The 24,253-nt window shown below is 67.9% G+C and carries 24 protein-coding genes; 9 read left to right on the top strand and 15 right to left on the bottom strand.

From position 1 onward, the window contains the following. Positions 1 to 13: 13 nt before the first annotated feature. Both HMPREF2581_RS16385 and pcaD read right to left on the bottom strand, forming a co-directional pair. Positions 14 to 457, bottom strand: coding sequence for a hypothetical protein (locus HMPREF2581_RS16385; protein ID WP_003084782.1), 444 nt, complete (start codon positions 455 to 457; stop codon positions 14 to 16). A gap of 42 nt (positions 458 to 499) precedes the next feature. Next, positions 500 to 1,297 (bottom strand): 3-oxoadipate enol-lactonase, encoded by a 798-nt coding sequence (gene pcaD, locus HMPREF2581_RS16380; protein ID WP_003084781.1) that lies wholly within the window; start codon positions 1,295 to 1,297, stop codon positions 500 to 502. A gap of 103 nt (positions 1,298 to 1,400) precedes the next feature. Here pcaD and HMPREF2581_RS16375 point away from each other — a divergent pair, with 103 nt between their 5' ends. Next, positions 1,401 to 2,339: a LysR family transcriptional regulator gene (locus HMPREF2581_RS16375; RefSeq protein ID WP_004365174.1), complete on the top strand. Its 939-nt coding sequence runs from the start codon at positions 1,401 to 1,403 to the stop codon at positions 2,337 to 2,339. Positions 2,340 to 2,417: 78 nt separating this feature from the next. Here HMPREF2581_RS16375 and HMPREF2581_RS16370 read toward each other — a convergent pair whose 3' ends face one another. After that, positions 2,418 to 2,894 carry a GNAT family N-acetyltransferase gene (locus HMPREF2581_RS16370; RefSeq protein ID WP_003084777.1) on the bottom strand — a complete coding sequence of 159 codons (477 nt, stop codon included), beginning with the start codon at positions 2,892 to 2,894 and terminating at the stop codon, positions 2,418 to 2,420. Between the two features lie 87 nt (positions 2,895 to 2,981). Between HMPREF2581_RS16370 and HMPREF2581_RS16365 the strand changes: the two genes are divergently transcribed. Beyond that, complete coding sequence (locus HMPREF2581_RS16365) at positions 2,982 to 3,908, top strand: LysR substrate-binding domain-containing protein (RefSeq protein WP_004365171.1); 927 nt, start codon at positions 2,982 to 2,984, stop codon at positions 3,906 to 3,908. Between the two features lie 347 nt (positions 3,909 to 4,255). Continuing rightward, positions 4,256 to 5,983, top strand: a complete 1,728-nt coding sequence (locus tag HMPREF2581_RS16360) for an NCS1 family nucleobase:cation symporter-1 (RefSeq protein WP_004365168.1) — start codon at positions 4,256 to 4,258, stop codon at positions 5,981 to 5,983. Positions 5,984 to 6,016: 33 nt separating this feature from the next. On the opposite strand, the gene HMPREF2581_RS16355 is transcribed toward HMPREF2581_RS16360, so the two are convergent. The 3 genes from HMPREF2581_RS16355 to HMPREF2581_RS16345 form a co-directional block, all read right to left on the bottom strand. Beyond that, entirely contained in the window at positions 6,017 to 6,586 is a 570-nt protein-coding gene (locus HMPREF2581_RS16355; RefSeq protein ID WP_003084771.1) for a TetR/AcrR family transcriptional regulator, read from the bottom strand. A gap of 49 nt (positions 6,587 to 6,635) precedes the next feature. Further along, complete coding sequence (locus HMPREF2581_RS16350) at positions 6,636 to 7,040, bottom strand: PaaI family thioesterase (RefSeq protein WP_003084769.1); 405 nt, start codon at positions 7,038 to 7,040, stop codon at positions 6,636 to 6,638. A 139-nt stretch (positions 7,041 to 7,179) separates the two neighbouring features. Beyond that, positions 7,180 to 7,929, bottom strand: a complete 750-nt coding sequence (locus HMPREF2581_RS16345; protein WP_004365164.1) for a glutathione S-transferase family protein — start codon at positions 7,927 to 7,929, stop codon at positions 7,180 to 7,182. 168 nt (positions 7,930 to 8,097) lie between these two features. Here HMPREF2581_RS16345 and HMPREF2581_RS16340 point away from each other — a divergent pair, with 168 nt between their 5' ends. The 3 genes from HMPREF2581_RS16340 to fiuA all read left to right on the top strand — a co-directional run bounded on the left by HMPREF2581_RS16340 (position 8,098) and on the right by fiuA (position 12,081). Further along, positions 8,098 to 8,616 carry an RNA polymerase sigma factor gene (locus tag HMPREF2581_RS16340; protein WP_003084762.1) on the top strand — a complete coding sequence of 173 codons (519 nt, stop codon included), beginning with the start codon at positions 8,098 to 8,100 and terminating at the stop codon, positions 8,614 to 8,616. After that, positions 8,613 to 9,584, top strand: a complete 972-nt coding sequence (locus HMPREF2581_RS16335) for a FecR domain-containing protein (RefSeq protein WP_004365162.1) — start codon at positions 8,613 to 8,615, stop codon at positions 9,582 to 9,584. The genes HMPREF2581_RS16340 and HMPREF2581_RS16335 overlap by 4 nt, the downstream gene beginning before the upstream one ends. A gap of 103 nt (positions 9,585 to 9,687) precedes the next feature. Then, a complete protein-coding gene (gene fiuA / locus HMPREF2581_RS16330; protein WP_011666537.1) occupies positions 9,688 to 12,081 on the top strand; it encodes a TonB-dependent ferrichrome receptor FiuA in 2,394 nt (797 codons plus the stop codon). A gap of 172 nt (positions 12,082 to 12,253) precedes the next feature. Here the strand turns inward: fiuA and HMPREF2581_RS16325 are convergent, their stop codons facing one another. Continuing rightward, complete coding sequence (locus HMPREF2581_RS16325; RefSeq protein ID WP_003084748.1) at positions 12,254 to 13,111, bottom strand: PP2C family serine/threonine-protein phosphatase; 858 nt, start codon at positions 13,109 to 13,111, stop codon at positions 12,254 to 12,256. 85 nt (positions 13,112 to 13,196) lie between these two features. Between HMPREF2581_RS16325 and HMPREF2581_RS16320 the strand changes: the two genes are divergently transcribed. Together HMPREF2581_RS16320 and HMPREF2581_RS16315 are read left to right on the top strand one after the other, a co-directional pair. Beyond that, positions 13,197 to 14,147, top strand: coding sequence for a Vgb family protein (locus HMPREF2581_RS16320; protein WP_003111755.1), 951 nt, complete (start codon positions 13,197 to 13,199; stop codon positions 14,145 to 14,147). A gap of 18 nt (positions 14,148 to 14,165) precedes the next feature. Beyond that, positions 14,166 to 14,786 carry a glutathione S-transferase gene (locus HMPREF2581_RS16315; RefSeq protein ID WP_003142695.1) on the top strand — a complete coding sequence of 207 codons (621 nt, stop codon included), beginning with the start codon at positions 14,166 to 14,168 and terminating at the stop codon, positions 14,784 to 14,786. Here the strand turns inward: HMPREF2581_RS16315 and HMPREF2581_RS16310 are convergent. From HMPREF2581_RS16310 to HMPREF2581_RS16285, 6 genes are all read right to left on the bottom strand, one after another. Beyond that, positions 14,749 to 14,934 carry a hypothetical protein gene (locus HMPREF2581_RS16310; protein WP_016254318.1) on the bottom strand — a complete coding sequence of 62 codons (186 nt, stop codon included), beginning with the start codon at positions 14,932 to 14,934 and terminating at the stop codon, positions 14,749 to 14,751. The genes HMPREF2581_RS16315 and HMPREF2581_RS16310 overlap by 38 nt on opposite strands. Continuing rightward, a complete protein-coding gene (locus HMPREF2581_RS16305; protein WP_003084737.1) occupies positions 14,931 to 15,233 on the bottom strand; it encodes a hypothetical protein in 303 nt (100 codons plus the stop codon). Before HMPREF2581_RS16305 ends, HMPREF2581_RS16310 begins: the two co-directional genes overlap by 4 nt. 49 nt (positions 15,234 to 15,282) lie before the next feature. Next, entirely contained in the window at positions 15,283 to 16,641 is a 1,359-nt protein-coding gene (creD, locus tag HMPREF2581_RS16300) for a cell envelope integrity protein CreD (RefSeq protein WP_004365158.1), read from the bottom strand. A gap of 101 nt (positions 16,642 to 16,742) precedes the next feature. Beyond that, positions 16,743 to 18,167 carry a two-component system sensor histidine kinase CreC gene (creC, locus tag HMPREF2581_RS16295; RefSeq protein ID WP_003084735.1) on the bottom strand — a complete coding sequence of 475 codons (1,425 nt, stop codon included), beginning with the start codon at positions 18,165 to 18,167 and terminating at the stop codon, positions 16,743 to 16,745. Then, on the bottom strand, positions 18,167 to 18,856 hold the full coding sequence (gene creB, locus HMPREF2581_RS16290; protein WP_004365157.1) for a two-component system response regulator CreB: 690 nt from the start codon (positions 18,854 to 18,856) through the stop codon (positions 18,167 to 18,169). Before creB ends, creC begins: the two co-directional genes overlap by 1 nt. An 84-nt stretch (positions 18,857 to 18,940) precedes the next feature. Next, a complete protein-coding gene (locus HMPREF2581_RS16285; protein WP_003084733.1) occupies positions 18,941 to 19,450 on the bottom strand; it encodes a retropepsin-like aspartic peptidase RloA2 in 510 nt (169 codons plus the stop codon). A 142-nt stretch (positions 19,451 to 19,592) separates the two neighbouring features. On the opposite strand from HMPREF2581_RS16285, the gene HMPREF2581_RS16280 reads away from it, so the two are divergent. After that, entirely contained in the window at positions 19,593 to 20,480 is an 888-nt protein-coding gene (locus tag HMPREF2581_RS16280; RefSeq protein ID WP_003099939.1) for an acyltransferase, read from the top strand. 116 nt (positions 20,481 to 20,596) lie between these two features. Here HMPREF2581_RS16280 and HMPREF2581_RS16275 read toward each other — a convergent pair whose 3' ends face one another. Continuing rightward, positions 20,597 to 21,175 carry a DUF2780 domain-containing protein gene (locus tag HMPREF2581_RS16275; protein ID WP_003084725.1) on the bottom strand — a complete coding sequence of 193 codons (579 nt, stop codon included), beginning with the start codon at positions 21,173 to 21,175 and terminating at the stop codon, positions 20,597 to 20,599. 101 nt (positions 21,176 to 21,276) lie between these two features. After that, positions 21,277 to 24,075: an AAA family protein disaggregase ClpG gene (clpG, locus tag HMPREF2581_RS16270; RefSeq protein WP_015502235.1), complete on the bottom strand. Its 2,799-nt coding sequence runs from the start codon at positions 24,073 to 24,075 to the stop codon at positions 21,277 to 21,279. Between the last annotated feature and the right edge of the window lie 178 nt (positions 24,076 to 24,253).

The raw sequence follows: 24,253 nt of genomic DNA, 5'->3' as shown, positions 1-24,253 counted from the left end.
AGGGGCGGCTTTCTCATTTCTTCGGGTAGCCATGCACACGCTCCCAACAGTCGTCGCGCAGCTCCTCGGCGTGGCTACGGATGCTGTCCCAACCGTTCTGCCGCAGCGCCTCCCGGGCCTCTCGACGTACCGCCTGCCATCCGGGGTGGGCATAGATGTCGAAGTCGAAGCAGCCCAGCGCTTCCTCGGGCAGCTCGTTGCACAGCGCCCAGACACGCCTCAAGGCATCGCGAAAATTCCCGGCCTGGTGACCCGGACAGCCTTCGAGCCACTCGTGCAACGGCACGATCTTCTCCGACCAGGTAGAGCAGCCCGGGCAACTGCCGATGGTCTCTCTCTGCATGGCACCGTCAAGAGCCAGGAAATCGAGCGCCAGGAACGCCTCTGCGCTGAGCAGGACCCATCGATGCTCATCCTGCCCGTACCACGTCCAGATGAAACTGCCCGGCTCGTTCATGTCGGCTCCTGCGCCGAGGGAAAAGGAGCGACGATAGCCTAATCAGGCTGCGCCGAGAAAGCTCAGCACCGCGCCTTCGAACGCCTGCGGGAACTCGACGTTCGACAGATGCACCGCCGGCAGCGTAACCAGCCTGGCCCCGGCAATCGACGTGGCGATCAGCTCGCCGTGGCTGGCGGCGGTGACCGTGTCGTACGCCCCTGCGATCACCAGGGTCGGCCGCTCGATCCGCGCCAGTTGCGCGCGCAGGTCGGTATCGCGCACCGCCGCGAAGGAGCCGGCCAGGCCGTGCCGGTTGGTGGCCATGAGCATCGCCCGGAAGCGCTCGACGACGGGCTCGGCGCGCTCCAGCAGCGCCGGCGGAAACCAGTTGCCGAGGAAGCCCGCGGCGGTATCGCTCATGTCCTCGGCCTGCAGCACCGCGGCGATGCGCTCGTCCCACTGCGCCGCCGGGCCAAGCCAGGCCGAGGTGTTGGCCAGCACCAGCCGCTCGATCCGCTGCGGCGCATGCAGCGCCAGCCACTGGCCGACGATCCCGCCCAGGGACAGGCCTAGGAAATGCGCGCGCCGTACCTCCAGCGCGTCGAGCAGCTCCAGTACGTCCTCGCCCAGCCGGGCCAGGGTGTAGGGCCCCGGCGGCACGCTGGAGGCGCCATGGCCACGGGCGTCGTAGCGCAGGACGCGGAAGTGCCGGGTCAGTGCCGGGAGTTGTGCATCCCACATGTGCAGGGTGGTACCGATGGAGTTGGAGAGCGCCAGCAGCGGTTTCTCCGCCGCACCGTCCAGGCGATAGGCGAGGCTGGCGCCATCGCTGGTAGCGAGAAAAGACAGGTTGCCCATGGGAGCCTCCGGGGTCAGGGTGATTGCCATGCACGCCAGGCTAGTTGCGACGGCCCCTGGGAAAAACTACAAAGAATGGAACGACTCTGTCAGGGAAGCTGACATGCACGATTTCACCCTCCACGACCTCCAATGCTTCGACGCAGTGGTCGACGCCGGCGGCTTCCAGGCCGCCGCACAGCGCCTGCACCGCTCCCATCCGGCGGTGTTCGCCGCCGTTGCCAGGCTGGAGCGCCAGCTCGGCCTGGTGCTGCTGGAACGAGGCGGCTACCGGGTCGGCCTGACCGCCGCCGGTCGCGCCTTCCACCAGCGTGCCCAGGCCCTGCTCTACGAACTGGAAGGGCTGCGGGGCCACGCCGCGCACCTGGCCCAGGGCGAGGAAAGCGAGCTGCGCGTGGTACTGGGCGACCTCTGCCCGCCGCGCCCGGCCCTGGCGCTGCTCGCAGGGTTCTTCGGCAGCCAGCCGCAGACCCGCCTGCAATTGCTGTTCGAAACCGTCAGCGGCCCGCTGGAGCGCCTGCTGGACGGCGAGGCCGACCTGATCCTGCATCGCGTGGACAAGTCCGACCCACGCCTGGAATGGCTCGACCTGTGCAGGGTCGGGCTGGTCCCGGTCATCGCACCGGGCCTGCTCGGCGATCCTCCGCCGCGACCGGTGCGCCCGGAACAACTGCGCCCCTTCGCCCAGTGCGTGATGCGCGACAGCGCCCGCCATTCGCCGCCGACGGACTATTTCATGCTCGCCGGCGCGCGACAGTGCAGCGTGCCGGACCAGCGAACGAAGAAAGAGATGATCCTCCAGGGCCTCGGCTGGGGGCACCTGCCGGACTTCCTGGTCGACGAGGAACTGGCCGACGGCCGCCTGCTCGCCCTGGCCGGGCCGCATCTGCCAGGACGCAGCGAAGAGGTGGTGGCGGCGCGCCGGCGCGATCGCGCGCAGGGCCCGGTAGCGGAACGCCTGTGGGCGTTCCTGCGGGACAACGCTACGACGTTGCGGGGGAAAAGCGGCGACAGGGCGGAGGGCGCCAGGCGTCCTCGGTGAGAAACTGGCGGATATCGCCAGGCGCTATTCGTCCTACCCCCACACACTCCCCCGGCATCAACGCCGGCTTGCCGCCAGCTACTCCGCCATCTTGCGCAACGCCTCGCCATCCAGCCGGTAGCGCACCCACTCGTCCTGCGGCAGCGCGCCGATGGAGCGGTAGAAGTCGATGGCCGGCTGGTTCCAGTCCAGCACGCTCCACTCCAGGCGTCCGCAGTCGTTGGCCACGGCCTCGCGGGCCAGCTCGCGGAGCAGCCGGCGACCGGCGCCGACGCCACGGTACTCAGGGGTGACGTAGAGGTCTTCGAGGTAGATGCCGTTGCGCCCCAGCCAGGTCGAGTAGCTGTAGAAATACACCGCATAGCCGATCGGCCGGCCTTCGCTCAGGCACATCAGCGCGCGGGTCGGCGAGCCTTCGGCGAACAGGCTGCGGCGGATGCCTTCGACATCGGTGACCACCTCGTGGCGGGCGCGCTCGTAGTCGGCCAGTTCGATGATGAAGGCAAGGATCTGTTCGGCGTCGGCCGGTACGGCGGGACGGATTTCGAGAGTCATGGGCAACCTTCCGGTGGGGGATCCGGCCATCCTAGTGCGCCTGCTAAGATGCATGAAGTGCATTCTTCTCATCGGCAACTGAATAACATGCATCCCCTGCTGCGCCGTCTCGATCTCAACCTCCTGCTTGTCTTCGACGCCCTGTATCGCCACCGCAACGTCGGCACCGCAGCCAGCGAACTGGCGATCAGCGCCTCGGCCTTCAGCCATGCGCTGGGGCGTCTGCGCCAGGGGCTGGACGACGAACTGTTCCTGCGCCAGGGCAATCGCATGCAGCCGACCCAGCGTGCCGAGCACCTGGCCGCTGCGGTGGCCGCCGCCCTGCGCGCCCTCGGCGAGGGGCTGGAAGAGTGGCGGCCGTTCGTACCGGGACAGAGCCAGCGTACCTTCGTCTTCGCCGCCACCGACTACACCGCCTTCGCCCTGCTTCCGCCGCTGATGAACCGCCTGCAGCACAGCGCGCCCGGAGTGCGCCTGCGCCTGGTCAACGCGGAACGCAAGTTGTCGGTGGAGGCCCTGGCCAGCGGGCGGATCGATTTCGCCCTCGGCTACGACGAGGAACACGAGCGCCTGCCCGAAGGCATCCAGGCCCATGACTGGTTCGCCGACCGCTACGTGGTGGTAGCGCGGCGCGACCACCCGCGCCTCGCCGGGGCGCCGACGCTGGAGGGCTACCTGGCCGAACGGCATGCGGTGGTGACGCCGTGGAACGAGGACAGTGGGGTGATCGACCGGCTGCTGGCCCGCTCCGGCCTGCGTCGCGAAGTGGCGGTGCAACTGCCGACGGTGCTGGCGGCGCTGTTCCTGGCAGGCTCCACCGATTTCCTGCTCACCGCTCCCCGACATGCCGCACAGGCACTGGCGGAAGCCGCCGGCCTCGCCCTGTATCCCGCGCCGTTCGACATTCCGCCCTACGTGCTGCGGCTCTACAGCCACGTCCAGCATGTCGGGCGTGATGCCCATGCGTGGATGATCGGGCAGTTGAAGGGCCTGGATATTTTCCGGACGGGCTGAGCTTCGCGCCGCGCACCGTCGACGGGCGCGGCGGTAACACTGGGCACAATTATTGTGCACAATTTTCCCAATACGCTCTCCTGGCGCCACGCTTTTTTCCCCTTTCCCTCGTCCGTCCGCATAAGCCCATGAATCGGTTCGAAATTCTTACCTGATCGAGGCGACAGCTTTTTCCCAAGCGGTTTCAGGGGCTTGCCGGTGAAAGGCCGGTTTCCGCAGAACACGGAAAAATCGGTGGAGGATCGGTTGGCACATAACTGGCTTAAATCTTCGAAATTCTTGTATACAAAAATAATAGACGAACCCGACCTCGCGCCGAGTTCTTCCGACTGCCGGAGGAGACCGCCATGTCCAGCACCCCGAAGCCGCCCGCCTCGCCCCGCGAGTTTTCTCCCTCGCTGCTCGACCTCGGCACCCTGGAAAGCCTCGACAGCCTGCCGCGCGCCGGTCAGCGGAGCGCGGAGTTCTCCGCCTCACTGCTCGACCTGGGCACTCCGGCCAGTCTCGACTGCCTGCCACGCGCCGGGCTGCGCGCAGCGGAGTTCTCGGCGGCGCGCCTGGACCTGGGCACTCCCGCCAGTCTCGATTGCCTGCCCCGCGCCAGCCATCACGCCGGCACCGAACTGCCGCCGCTGAGCCCGCGCCTGTACAGCGCCGATCTCGCCCCGACCAAGGCCGAAGGGCGCCGCTGGGGACGCTACAGCCTGTTCGCGCTGTGGACCAACGATGTGCACAACATCGCCAACTACTCCTTCGCCATCGGCCTCTTCGCCCTCGGCATGAGCGGTGCGCAGATCCTCGCCGCGCTGGCCCTGGGCGCGCTGATGGTTTACGGGCTGATGAACCTGTCCGGCTACATGGGCCAGAAGACCGGGCTGCCCTACCCGGTGATGTGCCGCATCGCCTTCGGCATCCACGGCGCGCAACTCCCCGCGCTGATCCGCGCGGTGATCGCCATCGCCTGGTTCGGCATCCAGACCTATCTCGCCTCCATCGTCCTGCGCGTGCTGCTGACGGCGATCTGGCCGGGGCTCGCAGCCTACGACCAGGACGCCATCCTCGGGCTGTCGAGCCTGGGCTGGGCGACCTTCGTCGCCATCTGGTGCGTGCAACTGCTGATCTTCGCCTACGGCATGGAGATGGTGCGTCGCTACGAATCCTTCGCCGGACCGGTGATCCTGCTCACCGTCGCCGCCCTCGCCGCCTGGATGTACCTGCGCGCCGGCGCCTCCATCGCCTGGTCAAGCGGCGAACCCATGAGCGGTTCGCAGATGTGGTTGAAGATCTTCGGCGGCGCGGCGTTCTGGGTGACCCTGTACGGCACCATGATCCTGAACTTCTGCGACTTCGCCCGCGGCTGCCCGGACCGGCGCACCATCAGCGTCGGCAACTTCTGGGGGCTGCCGGTGAACATCCTGCTGTTCGGCCTGTTCGCGGTGGTCCTCGCCGGCGCCCAGTTCAGGATCGACGGCCAGCTCATCCAGAGCCCCACCGACATCGTCGCCGCGATCCCCGACACCCTCTTCCTGGTGCTGGCCAGCCTGGCGCTGCTGATCGTCACCGTGGCGGTGAACATCATGGCCAACTTCGTCGCCCCGGCCTACGTACTCACCAACCTGGCGCCGAACCTGCTGAACTTCCGCCGCGCCGGGCTGATCAGCGCGACCATCGCAGTGCTGATCCTGCCCTGGCACCTGTACAACAGCCCCGGGGTGATCCTCTACTTCCTCGGCGGCCTCGGCGCGCTGCTCGGCCCGCTGTACGGGATCATCATGGTCGACTACTACCTGGTGCGGAAAGGCCGGGTGAACCTGCCGGAGCTGTACACCGAAAGCCGCGCCGGCGCCTATCACTACGCGCGAGGGGTGAACCCGCGGGCCATCGCCGCGTTCGTCCCGGCGGCGATCATCTCCACCCTGCTGGCATTGTTGCCGGCATTCGCCGAGCTATCGCCGTTCTCCTGGTTCTTCGGCGCCGGCCTGGCCGGCCTGATCCACTATGCCCTGGCCAAGCGCCGCACGGCCTACCGCGAAGTTTCCGGCGAAGCGATCGCGGTGGACAGCGTGCAGCACTGAAGGATACCTGGCCGGCCTGGGCGCGACACCCGCCTAGGCCGGCAGTAGCGCCTGCAATTCTTCCTCGATCGCATCCAGCGCCTGGAACGACCGCTCGACGCGGGCCACCGCGACCGCCCCCTCCAGCGCCGCGAGGATCAGCCAGGCGCGCGAGGCGGCGAGCTTTTCCGCCAGTCCGTCGGCGCGCAACGCACGCTCGATGCTGGCGTGCCAGGCGCGGAGCGCCCGGCGGCATTCAGCGTGCACCGGGGCCAGCTCGGCGTCGATGCTCAGGCTGGTGGAAAGCACCGGACAGGCCTCTTCGAAACGCGAATGCTCCAGCCAGCCACGCAGGGTCGCGGTGAACTGGCGGAGGACGTTGCGCGCATGGGGGGCCTGGGTCCCGGCGCGGTCGAGGAAGGATGCCACCTCGTCGGCGACGAAGCCGATCGCGGCGCTGGCGATCTGCGGCTTGCCCTCGGGGAAATAGTGATAGAGCGAGCCTTTCGGCGCCTCGGCGCGAGCGATGATGTCGCTCAGCCCGGTGCCGAAATACCCGCGGCTGGCCAGCAGCGAGGCGGTGGCATGGACGATCCGTTCGGCGGCATTGGACTTCTTCGGCAAACCTGACTCCCCAACTCACGGCAGACGACCGGGCAAGCATGCCCGAGCCTCAGGGCAGATGAAACACGCCGCTGGCGCTGGCCACCAGGCGCTCGCCGCTGTGCAGCCGGGCCGAGGCGAAGGCCATGCGCTGGCCGAGCTTGTCGACCCGGGTATGCACCTCCAGCCAGTCGCCGACCCGCGCGACCCCGCAGAAGTCCAGGCGCAGGCCGACGGTGACCATCGGCTGCGGCGGTTCGCGGGAGAACGCCATGGCGTAGCCGAGGCCAACGTCGGCCAGGGTCGAGAGCAGGCCGCCGTGGGCGGTGCCACCGTGGTTGCAGTGCTTTTCGTCGATGCGCAGCGCCACCACCAACTGGCGCTGGGCGTCGTGCCGGCAGAAGAAAGGACCGAGCAGGTCGAGCAACGGACTGCTGCGGAACAGCGGCTGGAACCCTTCGGGGACGTTCATCACGGTGCGGCCTCCGTTTTATATAGACTGGTCTATATAAAATATGCCCGGACGCTGGATCCACCAGCGCCGCGAAGGTCTTATCCAGGCGCTGAATGGCGCTTCATCAGGACGGCGCCCTGGGCGCCGCCCGCACTCCCTCTCAGCGGCTCATCGGACCGCGCACCGGCCGCTCGCGGGCGTGGCTGGTCGCGCTGAGCGGCGCACCGGCCTCGCGCAGCGCCTGGCGCTGTTCGGCGACCGGGGTCTGCGCGGTGGCCTTCTCGAAACGCGCCAGATGCTGGAAGGCCGGCAGGGCGAAAGCGTCAGCCAACAGGCGCGCCAGGCGCGGCCAGCGCTCGCCGTCGACCTGGTAGCGCGCCAACTGGGCATTGCGGAACAGGCAGGCGACGGCGACATCGGCGATGGATAGCTCGCCGCACAGCCAGCCGCTTGGCGGGACCCGCCCTTCCAGGTAGTTGCAGATCGATGGCAGGTCTTCGTCGTAGGTGCGTTGCAGGATCGCCTGGTCGGGTTCGCGGTGCCAGATGCCACGGTTGATCACCAACTGGTGGAACAACTGCCAGATGATCACCTGGCCCAGCCGCGAATCGGCGTATTCCTCCAGCCAGCGAGCCTGGGCGCGCTGGCCGATGTCGGCGGGATACAGGCTCGGCTGCGGGTAGCGCTCCTCCAGGTACTGGCAGATCACGCTGGAATCGTTGAGGACGAAGTCGCCGTCCACCAGCACCGGAATCTGGCGCAACGGACTGAGGCGCTCGAAGGCCTCGTCGCCGAAGAACGGCACGATGGGGTCGATGCGGTAGGCGATGCCTTTCAGCTCCAGCAGCACCAGCACCTTGCGCACATAGGGGGACAGATAGGAACCGATGATCAGCAAAGGTTCGGCCACGGCGAGACTCCTGTTCTTGTTATGGGAACGCCGATCCTCCGGCAAACCGGCGGGGCGACTCAAGTGGCTTCCCGACGGACGCCAATTGCAGGGATAGTCGCACTTTGCGATCATTTGCGAATAATTCTCGTTTTTCCATTCAATCCCGTTTCGGGATGGGGAGCGGCCGTGTCGGCGGGTGACGTCAGCAACAGCGAATTCGTGGGTAGCCTGTACCGGGACCACCGCGGCTGGCTGCTTGCCTGGCTGAACCGCAACCTCGGCTGCCGCCAGCGCGCCGAAGACCTCAGCCAGGACACCTTCGTTCGCCTCCTCGGCCGCCCGGAGCTGCCCGGCCTGCGCGAACCGCGCGCGTTCCTGGCGAAGGTGGCGCGCGGCCTGATGATCGACCACTTCCGCCGCGCCGCCCTTGAGCAGGCCTATCTCGCCGAACTGGCGCTGGTTCCGGAAGCGGAGCAGCCTTCGGCCGAAGAGCAGTACCTGATTCTCGAGGACCTCCGCGAGATCGATCGCCTGCTTGGCACGCTGTCGCTGAAGGCGCGCAGCGCGTTTCTCTATAGCCGCCTGGACGGCATGCCCCACGCGGAGATCGCCGAGCGTCTCGGAGTCTCGGTGCCGCGCGTGCGCCAATACCTGGCCCAGGGCCTGCGCCAGTGCTACATCGCCCTCTACGGAGAGCCCCGGTGAGCGCCGACGATCGTCATTCGCCGGTACGCGCGCGGGTGCTCGACGAAGCCATCGCCTGGCAATTGCTGCTCGACTCCGGCGAAGCCCATCCCGACGATCACCGCGCCTTCCACCGCTGGTACGCGGCGCATCCCGAACACGAACGCGCCTGGGAACAGCTCGGCGGCCTCGACCGGCACCTGGCGAGAGCCGCCAACGGGCCGGCACGCAACGCCCTGCTGTCCGGCAACGCACGCTTCAAGCGCCGCCTGCGCCGGCTCGGCGGCAGCGCCCTGGGGCTAGTGCTGGCGCTGGGCGTCGGGCTCGGCGTGGCCAACCGCTACGTCCCGGTCCGCTACCTGCTGGCCGATGCCTACAGCGCCACCGGCGAGCAGCGCGAGCTGACCCTCCCGGATGCCACCCATGTGCGCCTGAACAGCCGCAGCGCCATCGACGTCCGCTTCGACGGCGAACGCCGCCAGGTCGTGCTACTGGCCGGCGAGATCCTGGTGGAAACCGCCCATGGCGACCCGCGCCCCTTCGTGGTCAGCAGCGCCGATGGCGACATGCGCGCCCTCGGCACGCGCTTCCTGGTGCGCCGCGAGGAACCCGGCACGCGCCTCACCGTGTTGCAGTCGGCGGTGGCCGCGCGCGCGGAAACGCTCAGCGAAGAGCGTGTGATCAAGGAAGGCCAGCAGGTGCTGATCCTGCCGCAAGGCCTGCGGGCCAGCGAAGCGGCCCCGGCCCTGGCCGGCGCCTGGGCACAAGGCATGCTGGTGGTGGAGAACGCCCGGCTGGCCGACCTGGTGGCGGAACTGGGGCGCTATTCGCCGGCGCTGCTGCGGGTCGACCCGAGCATCGCCGACCTGCGCGTCACCGGCAGTTTCCCGCTGAAGGACACCCGCCTCGCCCTTCAGGCTTTGGAGCCGAGCCTGCCGGTGCGCAGCGTGAGGCACAACGCCTGGTGGTTCGAAGTGGTGCCACGCTGAACCGAACGGGCCGGCGAAAAATTTTTCCCGCCGGCCCTATCACTTTTTCCGACTCGTCCGGCAAGGAGGCATTGAGACTCGTTTCCATCCAGGAGCCCCGCACATGCCCCGCCCGACGTTCCGTCCCGGCCTGCTCGCCCTCGCCATCGCCCTCGCCGTTCCCGCACCGTTCCTCCACGCCGCCCCGGCCGAACAGGCCAGCGTGCGCGACTACCGCATCGCCGCCGGGCCGCTGGCAGGCACCCTGAACCGCATCGCGGCCCAGGCCGGCCTGGTCCTCACCCTGGACCCGGCGCTCGCCGAAGGACGCAGCGCCCACGCCGTACAAGGTCGCTTCGACGCGCCCGGCGCATTGCGCGAAGCGCTCAAGGGCAGCGGCCTGGAGCTGGTGGAAAATGCCGGCGGCACCTACAGCCTGCGCAAGGTGCCGGAAGACACCCTGTCGTTGCAGGCGATGACGGTCAGCGGCGCCGAGGAAGACCCACTGGGGCCGACCAGCGGCTACGTGGCCAAGCGCAGCATGACCGGGACCAAGACCGATACGCCGATCCTCGAGACCCCGCGCTCGATCTCGGTGGCGACCCGCCAGCAGATGACCGACCGCGCCGTGCACAACCTCGACGACGCGGTGCGCTACATGCCCGGCGTCGTCGCCAGCAGCTTCGGCAGCGACACCCGCTCCGACTGGTTGAAGGTGCGCGGCTTCAAGCCGACCCAGTTCCTCGACGGCCTGCCGATGGCGGTCGGCGTCTACAACAACCCGAAGCTGGAAACCTGGAACCTGGAGCGTGTCGCCCTGTTGCGCGGCCCGGCCTCCTCGGTCTACGGCCAGACCCCGCCCGGCGGCATGCTCGACATGGTCAGCCTGCGTCCGCAGAACGTCACCAGTCACGAGGTGAAGGCCGAGGTCGGCAACTACAACCACAAGCAGGTCAGCTTCGACAGCACCGGCCCGCTCGACGACGAGGGACGCTTTCTCTATCGCATCTCCGGCGTGGTGCGCGACAGCAACACCCAGGTCGACCATATCGACGACAAGCGCTACAACATCGCCCCGAGCCTGACCTGGAACATCGACGACGACACCAGGCTGACCTTCCTCGGCCAGTTCAACCGCGACGATACCGGCATCACCAGCCAGTTCCTGCCGCTGCGCGGAACCAAGTACGACGCGCCGTTCGGCAAGGTTTCCCACCACAAGAACCTCGGCGACCCGGACTGGGAATACTACGACCGCACCTACTACTGGCTGGGCTACGCCTTCGAGCGGCGGATCAACGATGTCTGGCAGTTCCGCCAGAACCTGCGTTACCTGCGCAACGACCTGTCGTTCCAGGCGGTTACAGCGGGCACAGCTCATGCCGACGGCACACTGGAACGCAGCACCACCTCGGTGGATGAAGACGTCAGTCAGTTCGTAGTAGATAACAACTTCCAGGCCGACTTCGAAACAGGCGCCCTGCGCCACACCCTGCTGCTAGGCCTGGATCACAACCGCACCGACAATCAATACACATCAATCTTTGGCAGCGCGCCGCCGAGCAACGTCAACAACCCGATCTACGGCCAGCCGATCGTCAAACCGGATCGTTCGACGGCCTTCTACGACTACAAGCAGAAGACCTACCAGACCGGCCTCTACGTCCAGGACCAGATCGCCCTCGACAACTGGCGCCTGACCCTCGGCGGTCGCGAGGACTGGGTGCACACCGGGGCCACCTTCTACAACAAGGGCGACGCCACCAATACCAGCCGCGACAAGAAGTTCAGCGGCAACGCGGCGCTCAGCTACATCTTCGACAATGGCGTGGCGCCCTACATCTCCTATGCGGAGTCGTTCCAGCCCACCACTGGCGCCGATATGAACAGCACCAGTTCGCTGAAGCCGACCGAAGGCAAGCAATGGGAAATCGGTGTGAAGTACCAGCCGGTGGGCTCCGACTCGCTGTTCACCGCCGCGGTCTATGACCTGCGCCAGGAGAACGTCAGCGTGTCGCAGAACATAGGCGGCACGCCGGTCACTTCGCAGACGGGCGAAGTGAAGGTCTCCGGGATAGAGCTGGAAGCCACCAGCAACGTCACCGACAACCTGAAGTTGATCGGCGCCTATAGCTACGCCGACACCGAAGTGAAAAAAGGCCAGTACGCAGGCAACCGCCTGCAACAGGCGCCGCGCAACCAGGCCTCGCTATGGGCCGACTACACCTGGCACGAGGGTGCGCTGAACGGTTTCAGCGTGGGTGCCGGCGCCCGCTACGTAGGCTCGACCTACGGCGACCAGGCCAACACCTACGACGGCTACGCCGGCTCGTACACCCTGTACGACGCCGCCGTGCGCTACGACCTGGGCCAATTGAACGGCAGCCTGAAAGGCGTCAGCGTGGCGGTCAATGCCAACAATCTGTTCAACAAGGACTACCTGGCGTCCTGCGACGGCTACTACTGCTACTACGGCGACCAGCGCAGCGTGGTGGGCAGCGTCAGCTACAAGTGGTGAGCGACGCGTCACAGGTGCGCAACGGCGGATAACCGCTTCGCGGTTATCCGCCCTACCGCAGAACGTACCTTCCGGGCACCGGATGCCCTCCTCCCGCCTGTGGGAGAGGGCCGGGATATCGGTAGCCGGCGCATCGGGGAGGACCTGCATTCCGGGCGCCGGAGATCGTCGTTCACCCCGCGATCCGACCCCACAGCGCGCTGGCGTCGTCGTGGATCTTGAAACGCGGGAAAGCCAGGGCCTGGTCGTCGCCCTGTTCGATCTCGCGCAACTCGTCGAGCATGGCGCTCACTCCGACGTCCTCGAGGCGCCGCAGCAACTGTTCGTCGGTATAGCGGCGGAAAGGCTCGACCAGCCGGTCGAAGCCGTCGGTCATCAGCACGAAGGAACGCAACGCGGCGAGCGGCAAGGTCTCGCGCTGCACCTGGCCGAGCCAGCGGTCGCTGATGTCCAGCGCCCAGTAGCCCTCGGGCTTGTTCATCAGCAGGCGGTTCTGCCGCACGCGCGGGCGGCTGGCCTTGAACAGTTCGGCGTGATCCCACTGCGGATGTTCCTCGCGCATCCGGCAGAAATGCGCCAGGGATTGCCGGTCCAGTTCGTACAGGGCCGAATCGCCGAAGCTGCGTACCTGGCCGTCGGCGCCTTCGACGAGAATCCGGCTGTCGCCGATGTTGAGCAGTTCGATTTCTCCGCCGCGAATCCGCAGCAGGCTCAGGCAGGCCGCCGGCATGTCTTCGAGGTCGTGCCAGTCGCGGCCGCTCTGGGCGCGGAAGTCGCCCTGGATATCGTTGAGCAGGCGCCGCAGCAGGGTCTCGCTGGATTGCTCGGGCTCGACTTCCAGCAGCAACCGCAGGTGCCGGTCCACCGCCTGGGCCAGCCAGCGCGCGTCGCTTTCCACGCCCAGCACGCTGCGACCGATGCTGGTGGCACCGTCGATCACCCAGGCGGCCTGCGCCGTGCAGCCCAGCGCATCGTCGTTCACCGCGCCCCCCGCGCGGCATTCCGCCCCGAGTATTTCCACTGTGGCCATTCGCAGTTCCTCCTATGCTCAATGCGCTGCCAGAATAGCAAGACAGAGCCTTTCCACGTTCCGCTCGTCGTTCCGGGAGAACCGTATGCGTCACCTGCCCTACCCGCTGCTGGGCCTGCTCCTGGCCCTGTCGTCGACCGGCGCCGCCCTGGCCGGCGAACAGTACTACCCGCTGGACAAGGGCTCCGCGCCCTACGCGGTCGCGCCCAGTGCACAGGGTGCGGTCTGGTACGGCGCGGACGGCGGGCATTCGCTGGGGCGCCTCGACCCGACCAGTGGCGAGAGCGTGCAGGTGCCGCTCGGCGAAGGCGCGCGGCCGCGAGCCATCGTCAGCGACGAGAGCGGCAACGCCTGGGTGCTCGACAGTGGCCTCAACGCCATCCTTCGCATCGGCGGCGAGCGCCTGGGCAGCGAACGTTTCCCGCTACCGGCCAAGGCCGCGCCGGCCGGGCTCGAGTCCGCGGTATTCGACGACGACGGGCGCCTCTGGTTCACCGGCAGCCGCGGCTTCCACGGTCGCCTCGACCCAGCCAGGCGCCTGGTGGAGGTCTGGCCCTCGCCCCAGGGCAAGGCGGCGAACGGCATCTGCGTCACCCCGGACGGCGAGGTCTGGTACGCGCAGGACGACGCGCTGGTGCATGTCGATCCGCTCGACGGCAGCGCCGAGCGGTTGCCCGCGCCTGAAGGCACGAAGGCCTTGCGCGGGATCGGCGCCGACTCCATCGGCAGGCTCTGGGCCAGCGACAGCGGTGGCGCCCGGCTGTACCGCTACGATCCCAGCGATGCCTCGTGGCAGAGCTGGCCGCTGCCGGACAGCCAGGCCCGCCCGGACAGCCTGCGGGTCGACGCCATGGACCGTGTCTGGCTGCACGACGCCGCCAGCGGGGCGCTCTTGCGTTTCGACAGTGAGCAGGCGACATTCCGCGTCCTGCCCAGCGACCGGCCGGCGCCCGGCAACGCCCTGCTCGGCGGTCGCCCCGGAGAAACCTGGAGCGCCGAGCCTGCCGCCGATCGTCTGCGCGTCGTCCGCGACTGATCCTTCCAAGGAGCCCGCATGAGCGCTACCCATACGCTGTTCTACGCAGCCGCCTCGCCCTTCGTGCGCAAGGTCCTGGTCCTGCTCCACGAAACCGGCCAACGCGAGCGCGTGGCGCTCGAGGAAGTCACGCCGACGCCGGTCGCGCCCATCCGGCAGCTCAACGCCAGCAACCCGGCCGGCAAGATTCCCGCCCTGCGCCTGCCGGACGGCCAGGTGCTGCACGACAGCCGGGTGATCTGCGACTACTTCGACCAGCAGCACGTCGGCGAACCGCTGATCCCCCGCGAAGGCAGCGCCCGCTGGCGACGCCTGACCATCGCCTCGCTGGCGGACGCCGTCCTCGACGCCGCGGTGCTGACCCGCTACGAGACCTTCGTCCGCCCCGAGGAGAAGCGCTGGGACGCCTGGCTCGAGGCACAGCGGGAAAAGATCGCGCGGTCCCTGGCATGGCTGGAGAGCGACTGCATCGCCGAACTGCAGGCGCGCTTCGACATCGCCGCCATCGGCGTCGCCTGCGCCCTGGGCTATCTCGACCTGCGCCAGCCGGAGTGGGACTGGCGCGGCCGCTACCCGCGACTCGCCGCCTGGTTCGCCGAAGTCAGTCAGCGCCCGTCGATGCAGGCCACCCGCGCCTGACCCCGAGGCCCGCCGACGCCTGCTGCCGCCGCAGACGTTCGGCGCGTTGCAGCCAGGCCGCCGAGGGGCCGGGGAACAGCAGGCCGATCCGCGCCGCCAGGCGCTCGCCGTCGCGACGGTCGTCGCGCAGGCCGACATAGCCGTTCATTTCCAGCACACCAGGCGGAACAGCAGCAGGCCCAGCAACAGCGCGCTCTGTCCGAGCCCCATGCAAAGCTCCAGGAAGGAGCGCACGTGCGGATTGCCGGCGGCGCCCTCGATGCCGCTGAGGCCTTCCCAGAATCCGTCCGGCATCAGCACCAGCATGGCGTGGGCCAGGGGCTTGCCGCTGGCGATCCAGTACTCGATCAGGCCGAACTTGCCGAAGAACAGCAGAAAGATCAGGATCACGCCGCTGACCAGCAGGCCGAGGGCGGCACAGAGGGTGAACTCGAAGAACAGGCGCATGCTTTTCCTCCTTGGAAATCGGCGGCGGCCGGCGCCGCCGCCCTCGTCGTCAGGCCCTGTCGGGCACCGCCGGGAGGTCCTTGCGGCCGACCCCGTACCAGTCCAGGCGGCGGGTCAGCACCATCACCGCGGCAAGCACCGCGAACAGCAGCAGCGAGCCCATCAGCAAGGCGTAGTCCTCCGCGCTCAGCAAGCCGTAGAGCAGGCCGTACAGCCCTGCCAGGCCGGCGCTGAAGCCCAGTCCTCGGGCCACGCTGCGCAGGACGAAGCACAGGTAGAAGCCGATCAGGCCGACGCAGGCTCCGGCGGAGACCAGGTAGGCCAGCTCGAAGCCGACATGCTCGGCCAGCGACAGCAGCAGCAGGTAGAAGAACGCCAGCGCCAGGCCGACCAGCGCGTACTGGATCGGGTGTACCGCCAGGCGCTTGAGCACCTCGAAGAGGAAGAAGCCGGCGAAGGTCAGGGTGATGAACAGCAGCGCGTACTTGATCGCGCGGTCGGCCTTCAGGTACTGGTCCACCGGATCGACCAGGCCGACGCCGAAGGCGCGCGCCTGGAAACCGTCGCAGCGCTGCTCCTCCACGCAACTGCGCAGCGCCTCTTCCATGTTGGTGGCGAAGAAGCTGGTCTGCCAGCGCGCGGTGAAGCCCTGGGCGGTGATCTCCCGCTCGCTGGGCAGGAACTCGCCGCCGAAGCTCGGGTGCGGCCAGTCGGCCTTCAGGATGACCTGGCTGTCGCGGCCCACCGGCACGATGTCCAGCCGCTCGCTGCCGAGCAACGACAGGTCGAAGGCGTACTCCAGGCGCTGCGCCTGGCGCCCGTCGACGCCTTGCAGCGGTGCGTGCACACCGCTGCCGAGCAGGCCGACCCGGCTACCCGGCTCGAAGTCGACGCTGGCACCGTTGAGGGACAGGCGCAGGGCATTCTCGATGCCGCGGATGTCGCTGATGCCCATCGCCAGGAACGGCGTTTCGAACTGGTAGTCCTCCAAGTCTTCTTCGATGCCATAGTGCGCAGGCACCTGGAAGTAGCCGGCAACCTTGTTGTCGACGTGGTACAGGCGCGCCTGGTAGATGCCACGGTAGCGCAGCTCGGTGCGCATCTGCCCGTCGAGGGCGAAGCGGTCGGGCAGGAAGTACAGCTCGCCGCGCTGCTCGCGCTCCTGCAACACGCGCTTCTCGGTCTTCTCCTCGGTGACCCACTCGCGCACCGTCCTGCGGTACGGCACCACCAGCAGCGGGCCGGTGAGGCGCTGGCTGTAGCTGGAGCTGCGGGCGATATCCTGCAGCACGCCGTCACGAACCTCCTGGCGATCGCGGATCAGGCCGTCGATCATCAACAGGGGAATCAGCAATAGCAGGATGAGTAGGGCGATGGCGCCGAGCTTGTAGGCCAGCGTGCGGTTCATGGGGGACTCTCCGTCGGGGTGATGGCGGAAAGTCTGCGGCGCCGCGATGGCGGGCTTCGGGTCGCCGTGTGGAGAGTCGATGGAGTTTCCGTGGAGACGCCTCAGCCGCGCGGCAGCCAGAGCAGCGCCTCGACGCCGTCGTCGCGATTGCCGACCTGCAACCGGCCGCCATGCAGTTGCGCCACCTCGGCGACGAAGTTCAGTCCCAGCCCGGTGCTCTTGCGCCCGCTGGCCGGGCGCGGCAGCGAGTAGAAGCGTTCGGTGAGGCGCGCCAGGGCGTAGTCGGGAATCGCCGGCCCCTGGTTGAACAGGCGCAGGGCGATACCCTCGCCGTCGGCCTCGGCGAGCAGGCGAAGGATGCCGCCGGGCGGGGTAAAGTCGAGGGCGTTGTCGAGCAGGTTGGCCAGCGCCTGGCGCAGCAGGAACTGCTCGCCGCGAACCTCGCAGGGACCTTCCAGGCGATTCTCCACCCGCAATCGCTGGCGCTGGATACGCGCCGCCTGGCCTTCCAGCAGGGACGCGGCGATCTCCCGCAGGTCGACCTTGCCGACCTCCTCCAGGCCTTGCCGCTGCTCCACCTGGGCCAGGCTCAGCAGGCGCTCGATCAGTTGTTGCAGGCGCTCGCTCTCGCCGGCGATGTTGCCGACGAAGCGCGCCCGCTGTTCGGCCGGCATCTCGCCGTCGAGCAACTCGGCGGCGCCACGGATCGCCGCCAGCGGGCTCTTCAATTCGTGGGTCAGGGTATGCACGTAGCGCTCGACGTAGTCCTTGCCCTCCAATTGCGTGCGCATGCGCTCCACCGCGTCGGCCAGTTGCGCCATCTCGCCGCCGCGATAGCGCGGCAGCTCGGCGCGGCGCCCCTCGCTGACCGCCTGGGCGTACTGGGTGAGGCGCCGCAGCGCGCCGCTGAGCCACCAGGAGAGCAGGCCGCCGACCAGCAGCCCGAGGGCGATCAGCCCGGCACCGAGCCAGGCCAGGCGCCGCTGCGAGCGGTCGATGTAAGGTTGCAGGCTGCTGTTCGGCTTGGCCACCGAAACCACCCCGATGATCTTCCCGGCATCCTTGATCGGCGCCGCCACGTACATCACCGAGGAATCCGGGTCGTCCGGGTCTTCGCGGCTGGAGCGCGCGCCGTACTGGCCACGGAGGGTTAGGTAGACGTCGTTCCAGCGCGAATAGTCCTGGCCGACGGCCACCCCGGCGGAGTCCAGCAGCACCTTGCCGCTGGCGTCGGTGACGTAGATGCGGTGGTTCACCGCCTCCTTGCGCAAGCCCCAGATATCCGCCTGCGGCACCCGCTTGCCGTAGTCCTCGAGCATCTCCGGCAGGTCGCTCTGTGCCAGGGTGCCGTTCTTCACGTCCTGGCGGAGGATCTCGGCGAGCAGGTTGGCGGTGTCCACCAGGGTTTCCTCGGTGGACTGGCGCACGCCGGGGCGCACTTCGTCCATCACCGTGCTCAGCACGAAGTAGCCGGTGAGACCGACGAACAGGAAGTAGACCAGGAAGATCCGAACGCCGAGCGGCATCAGGCGTGGTCCGGGCTGTAGCTGTAGCCCAGGCCGCGATGGGTCTGGATCGCTTCGCCGCGTTCGTTCACCTGGCGCAGCTTGGCGCGCAGACTCTTGATGTGGCTGTCGATGTTGCGCTCGTAGCCGGCCTCGCTGGCGACGCCGAGGGCGTCGAGCAACTGCTCGCGGCTGAATACCCGCTCGGGCTGCCCGAGCAGCGTCTGCAACAGGCGGAACTCGTGGCGGGTGAGGTTGAGCGGGGTGTCGCGGTAGTGGATCCGCACGCGCTCCTCGTCGACCTGGAACGGCCCGCTCGGCGCGGCCTCTTCCAGCGCCGCCGGGCGCGGCGCCATGCGCTTGAGGATGGCCTTGACCCGCGCCGCCACCTCGCGCGGGCTGAACGGCTTGACCACGTAGTCGTCGGCGCCGATCTCCAGGCCGACCACGCGGTCGATCTCGGCATCGCGCGCGGTGAGGAAGATCACCGGCACCTCGGAGAACCGCCGCAGGCGCTTGCAGGCCTCGAAACCGCTGATGTCCGGCAGACCGACGTCGAGGATCAGCAGGTCCGCCGGCTGGCGCTCCTGCAACACCAGCGCCTCGCCGGCGAGGGTCACCCAGGTGGTGGCGAAGCCTTCGGCCTGCAGGGCGTAGAGCAGGGTGTCGGCAATCGCGGCTTCATCTTCGACGATCAGGATATGCGGCATGGCGTGACGGCGGCTGACGGGAATGCCGGAACGGTGCCGCAAGCCGGCGCGCGCGTCAATCGCGCCGCCGGTGGCGTAGGACGCTTACTTGCAGGTGGGCTTGTCGGCGACGAAGCGCTCGGAGGGATCGACCGCGACGTGGAATTTGCGCAAGCCCTTGGTGCCCATCAGGAACGGATAGTTGAAGGCGCTGCGGTCGGTGAGGTTGACCTCGATGGTCTTCATCGCTCCGCCCAGGCAGACCTGCAGGTCGATCACCGGGCGTTCGCTCAGGCGGTCCTCATCCTCGTCCTCGCCGTTGCGGTTGTCGGCGCGGTTCTTGATCTTGCCGATGCGCGCCAGCTTGTGCTCGAACACCGAGCCGTCGGCCTCCTTGGTGGCCAGGCGGAAGCGCACCCACTCCTCGCCGTCGCGCTGGAACAGCTCGATGTCCTTGGCCGACAGCGAGGAGGTGTAGGCGCCGGTGTCCATCTTCGCCTGCAGGGTGCGGTCCAGCTCCGGCAGGGAGACCCATTCGTAGCGGCCGTAGAGGTTGGGCTCGGCGGCGAGGACCGGCAGGGCGAACAGCGAGAGCAAGGCAAGGGCACGCTTCACGCGGGCATCTCCTGAAGTGATACGAGGTCCACATAGGACTAGCACGGCGCGGTTTCGTTCGCCACGCCGGCGGCTTGGGCGGCGCGGCGCGGATGCGTATGATGGGCCGCGTCGACCCACACCCAGGACAGGGAAACCAACCATGCGGGAACTGTTGACCGGCCTGACCAGCAGCCTTCTGCTGCTTCTCAACACGCTGATCCTGATCGGCCCGATGATGCTGATCGCACTGCTCAAGCTGGTGCTCCCCGGCCAGCGCCTGAAGGACCTCTGCTCCAGGGGCGTGATGTGGATCGCCGAGACCTGGGCGGAGATCGACAAGTGGATCTTCGCCACCTGCACGCCGACGGTCTGGGACGTGCGCGGCGCCGGCGACCTGCGCCAGGACACCTCGTACCTGGTGGTGAGCAACCACCAGTCCTGGGTCGACATCCCCGCGTTGATCCAGGTGTTCAACCGGCGCACCCCGTACTTCAAGTTCTTCCTCAAGAAGGAGCTGATCTGGGTGCCCTTCCTCGGCCTGGCCTGGTGGGCGCTGGAGTATCCGTTCATGAAGCGCTATTCCAAGGCCTTCCTGGAGAAGCACCCGGAACTCAAGGGCAAGGACCTGGAGATCACCAAGGCCGCCTGCGAGAAATTCAAGCGCATCCCGGTGACCGTGGTGAACTACCTGGAAGGCACGCGCTTCAGCGAGCAGAAGAAGGCCCGCCAACAGTCGCCCTATCGCCACCTGCTCAAGCCCAAGGCCGGCGGGGTGGCCTTCGTCCTCGCCGCGCTGGGCGAGCAGCTGGACGCCCTGCTCGACGTCACCGTGGTCTACCCGAGCGACAAGGTGCCGGGATTCTGGGACCTGCTCTGCGGACGGGTGCCGAAGGTGATCGTCGACATCCAGACCCGGCCGATCGATCCCGCCCTGTGGCAGGGCGACTACGAGAACGACCCGGTGTTCCGCCAGTACGTGCAGGAATGGGTCTCGCGCATGTGGGAAGAAAAGGACGAACGCATCGCCCGCTTGCGGCAACTGCGCTGAAGTACCGGCCGAAGCACACCCGCCTCGTAGGGCGGGTAACGAATATCCGGGCGCCGCACCCACTTCGTAGGGCGAATAACCGCAGCGCGGTTATCCGCCGATCCGCTGGCGGCAGATCAGAGCAGCGACGAGCCGCCCGCCTTGCTCACTCCCCAGAGATTGCTCAGGCTGCCCAGCAGCTCGCTGTTGGCGCCCTGCTTGCCGAAGTAGTCGACCAGCACCTGGGCGAACTTCTCGGTCATCCCGCTATCCATGCCCAGGGTGCCGAAGGCCTTGTTCACGTCGCCCATGCTGTCCGCATTGCCGAGCAGCGAACCGAGGCCCTTGCTGTCGCCGCCGCTCTTGCCGAGCACGTTGCCGAGCCCGCCGAGACCGGCCAGGGCGTTGTTGCCGGCCAGCTTGTCGAGGCCGGGGATGGTCTTCACCAGTTGCGAATAATCGTTGCCGGCCAACTGGTTCTTGGCCAGGCCGAGCAGGGCGCCGGTACCGCCGACCGCCTGCTCCTGGCTGACCCCGAGCTGGCCGGTGAGTGCGCCGAGCAGACCGCTGGTCTGCGGGGTAGTGGCTACCTGGGCGGAGTCGCCCTGGGACGCCCCGGCGACCGCCTTGGCGGCATCCCCGAGATTGAAGGCGAACGCGGAGGCGGCGCTGAGCAGCAGGGCCGCGGCCAGGGTAGCGTGGGTGGTGACGCGCATCGGCAATTCCTCATGAGATATCGAACGCCCCGGCCGCATTCGCAGGCCGGGGTGAGATTTCGACCGGCCGGCCGGTGCCTTGTTCCCCAACCTTGGTCGGGTCACTTGGTCTTCGGCTTGTCGGCCTTGCCCTTGGCGGCGGCGCCTTTCTTCGCCGCCGGCTTCCTCGCCGCCGTCGCGCGGCCCTTGGGTGTCTCGCCGGCACCGGACTTCTTGCGTGCCGCCGGCTTCGGCGCGGCGCCCTTGCGGTAGCCGACGCCGTCCTTGGCGTCGTAGAAGAAGGTGACCGTCTCGCCCTCCTTCACCTCGCCCTTGAGCATCGCCGTGGCCAGGCGCGTCTCCAGTTGCTGGCGGATCTGCCGCTTCAGTTCGCGGGCGCCGAACTCCGGCTGGTAGGCCTCTTCGGCGAGGTGGCCGACCAGGCTGTCGTCGATGTGCAGGTAGATGTCCTGGGCGTGCGCGGCGCGCTTCACCCGCTCCAGTTGCAGGCGGACGATGTCCTCGATCTGCGCCTTGCTCAACGACTCGAAGACGATCACCTCGTCGAGGCGGTTGAGGAATTCCGGGCGGAAATGCCCGCGCAGGGTAGTCATCAGTTCGCGCTTGAGCTTCTCCGGCGGCTGGGCGAACTCGCCGGCCTGGGCGTTCTTCATGATCAGCTCGGAGCCGAGGTTGCTGGTGGCGATGATGATGGTGTTGGTGAAGTCCACCACGCGCCCCTTGCCGTCGGTCAGGCGGCCGTCGTCGAACACCTGCAGGAGGATGTTGTTGACGTCGGCGTGGGCCTTCTCGATCTCGTCGAGCAGGATCACGCTGTACGGCCGCCGGCGCACCCGCTCGGTGAGCTGGCCGCCCTCGTCGTAGCCGACGTAGCCCGGCGGCGCACCGATCAGCCGGGACACCGCGTGGCGCTCCATGTATTCGCTCATGTCGATGCGGATCATCGCGTCTTCGTCGCCGAACACCACCTCGGCCAGGGCCTTGGCCAGCTCGGTCTTGCCCACCCCGGTCGGGCCGAGGAACAGGAAGGTGGCGATCGGCCGGCTGCCCTGGCGCAGCCCGGCGCGGGCCAGGCGCACGGCGTCGCTGACCGCGGTGATCGCTTCCTGCTGGCCGATCACCCGCTGGTGCAGGCGCTCTTCCATCTGCAGGAGCTTCTCGCGCTCCTCGGCGGTCAGTTCGGTGACCGGGATGCCGGTGAGCTTGGAGATGATCTCGGCGATGTCCTCGACCCGCACCTCCTCGGTCTTCGACCCCTGGGTCTGCTGCCAGCGCTCGGTGATCTGCTCGAGGTGTTCCTTGCGTTCCTGGATGCGTTTCTCGAAGACCTTCGCCTCGTCGTACCACTTGCGGCTGGCGGCGTAGTCCTGCTCGCGCTTGAGCTGCGCCAGCTCGGCCTCCAGTTCCTGGATCTCGGCCGGCCGCGAGGTGCTGGCGATGCGCACGCGGGCGGCGGCCTGGTCGATCAGGTCGATGGCCTTGTCCGGCAGGAAGCGGTTGCCGATATAGCGGTCGGACAGCTCGGCGGCGGCGACGAAGGCCTCGTCGCGGATGGTCACCTTGTGGTGGCCTTCGAGCTTGTCGCGCAGGCCACGGAGGATGGAGATGGTCTGCTCCACCGTCGGCTCGGGGACGAACACCGGCTGGAAGCGCCGCTCCAGCGCGGCGTCCTTCTCGATGTACTTCTGGTACTCGTTGAGGGTGGTGGCGCCGATCAGGTTCATCTCGCCGCGCGCCATCGCCGGCTTCAGCACGTTGGCCACGTCCAGCCCGCCTTCGCCGCCGCCCTGGCCGGCACCGACGATGGTGTGCACCTCGTCGATGAACAGGATGATCTCGCTCTGCGCCGCCTGCAGTTCGTCCATCACCTGCTTGAGGCGTTCCTCGAACTCGCCGCGGTACTTGGCGCCGGCGACCATGGCGTTGATGTTCAGTTCGACCAGACGCTTGTCGCGCAGCACCTCCGGCACCTCGCCCTGGACCATGCGCTGGGCCAGGCCTTCGACGATGGCGGTCTTGCCGACTCCGGGCTCGCCGATCAGCACCGGGTTGTTCTTCTTGCGCCGGGCGAGCACCTCGATGGTGGTCTCGACTTCCTTCGAGCGGCCGATCACCGGATCGAGCTTGCCTTCGCGGGCCAGCCGGGTCAGGTCGCGGCTGAACTTGTCCAGTTGCGGAGTGTTGCTCGGGCCGTCCACGCGGCCGTCCTCGGCGCCCTTGCCGACCACCTTGACCGCTTTCTGCCGTAGCGCCTGCTCGGTCAGGCCGTACTTCTTCAGGAGCGTCCCGGCGAAGCTGTCCGGCACCGCCGCCAGGCCGAGCAACAGGTGCTCGGGGCCGACATAGCTGTGGCCGAGTTCGCGGGACAGGGCGAAGGCGTGCTGCAAGGCGCTCTTCACCCGCGGCGAGATGGTCATGTCCTCGCTCGCCTCGCCCTTGCTGGCGCCGCGCACAGCGTTGGCCTCGATGTACTGCTTGAGGTCGGCCGGCGACAGGCCGAACTGCTTGAGCACCGCCTGCACCACATCGGCGTCGGCCAGGGCGTAGAGCAGGTGCTCGGTGTCCACTTCGCGCTTGCCGAATTCGGCGGCGACCTGCGCGGCGCGTTGCAGGTACTCGGTGGTCTGCTTGCTGAAGTACTCGGCGATGTCCACCGCCTCCGGCTCGCGGGCGCGCACCGGGGTGACCGGGCTCTGCTCGCCGAAGCCGGAGAAGATCTCGTCGAACGGGCTGCCGCCGCCGAACAGCGACTCCAGCGGCGAGCGCATGCGCTGCTGGCGCATCAACTGGCGGTAGTGCAGTTCGCAGAGGGCGAGTTCGCGGCGCTGGCCGTTCTGTACCAGGCTGACGCGGGCGACGGCGGGACGTTCGTGGCAGATAGCGCAAAGTTCCTGGGCCATGGGAGGGCTCCTGTTTCCACGGAAGGTGGGCTTCGGCGACGGCGGCGGCGACCGGGGTCGCCGAGCGGTGCGTGGAGAACATCGCGACAAGGCGGTGAAGCACGCGCCGTCGAGCATGCAACGCGGGACATGTCCGTGCGATGACGAAGCGCCGGCGTCGCATCCGCAGCCACTGACG

Source organism: Pseudomonas sp. HMSC057H01 (assembly GCF_001836405.1).
Classification (GTDB): Bacteria; Pseudomonadota; Gammaproteobacteria; order Pseudomonadales; family Pseudomonadaceae; genus Pseudomonas; species Pseudomonas aeruginosa.
Note: the sequence above shows the minus strand (reverse complement) of the source record. Positions and strands in the feature narration are given on the sequence as shown.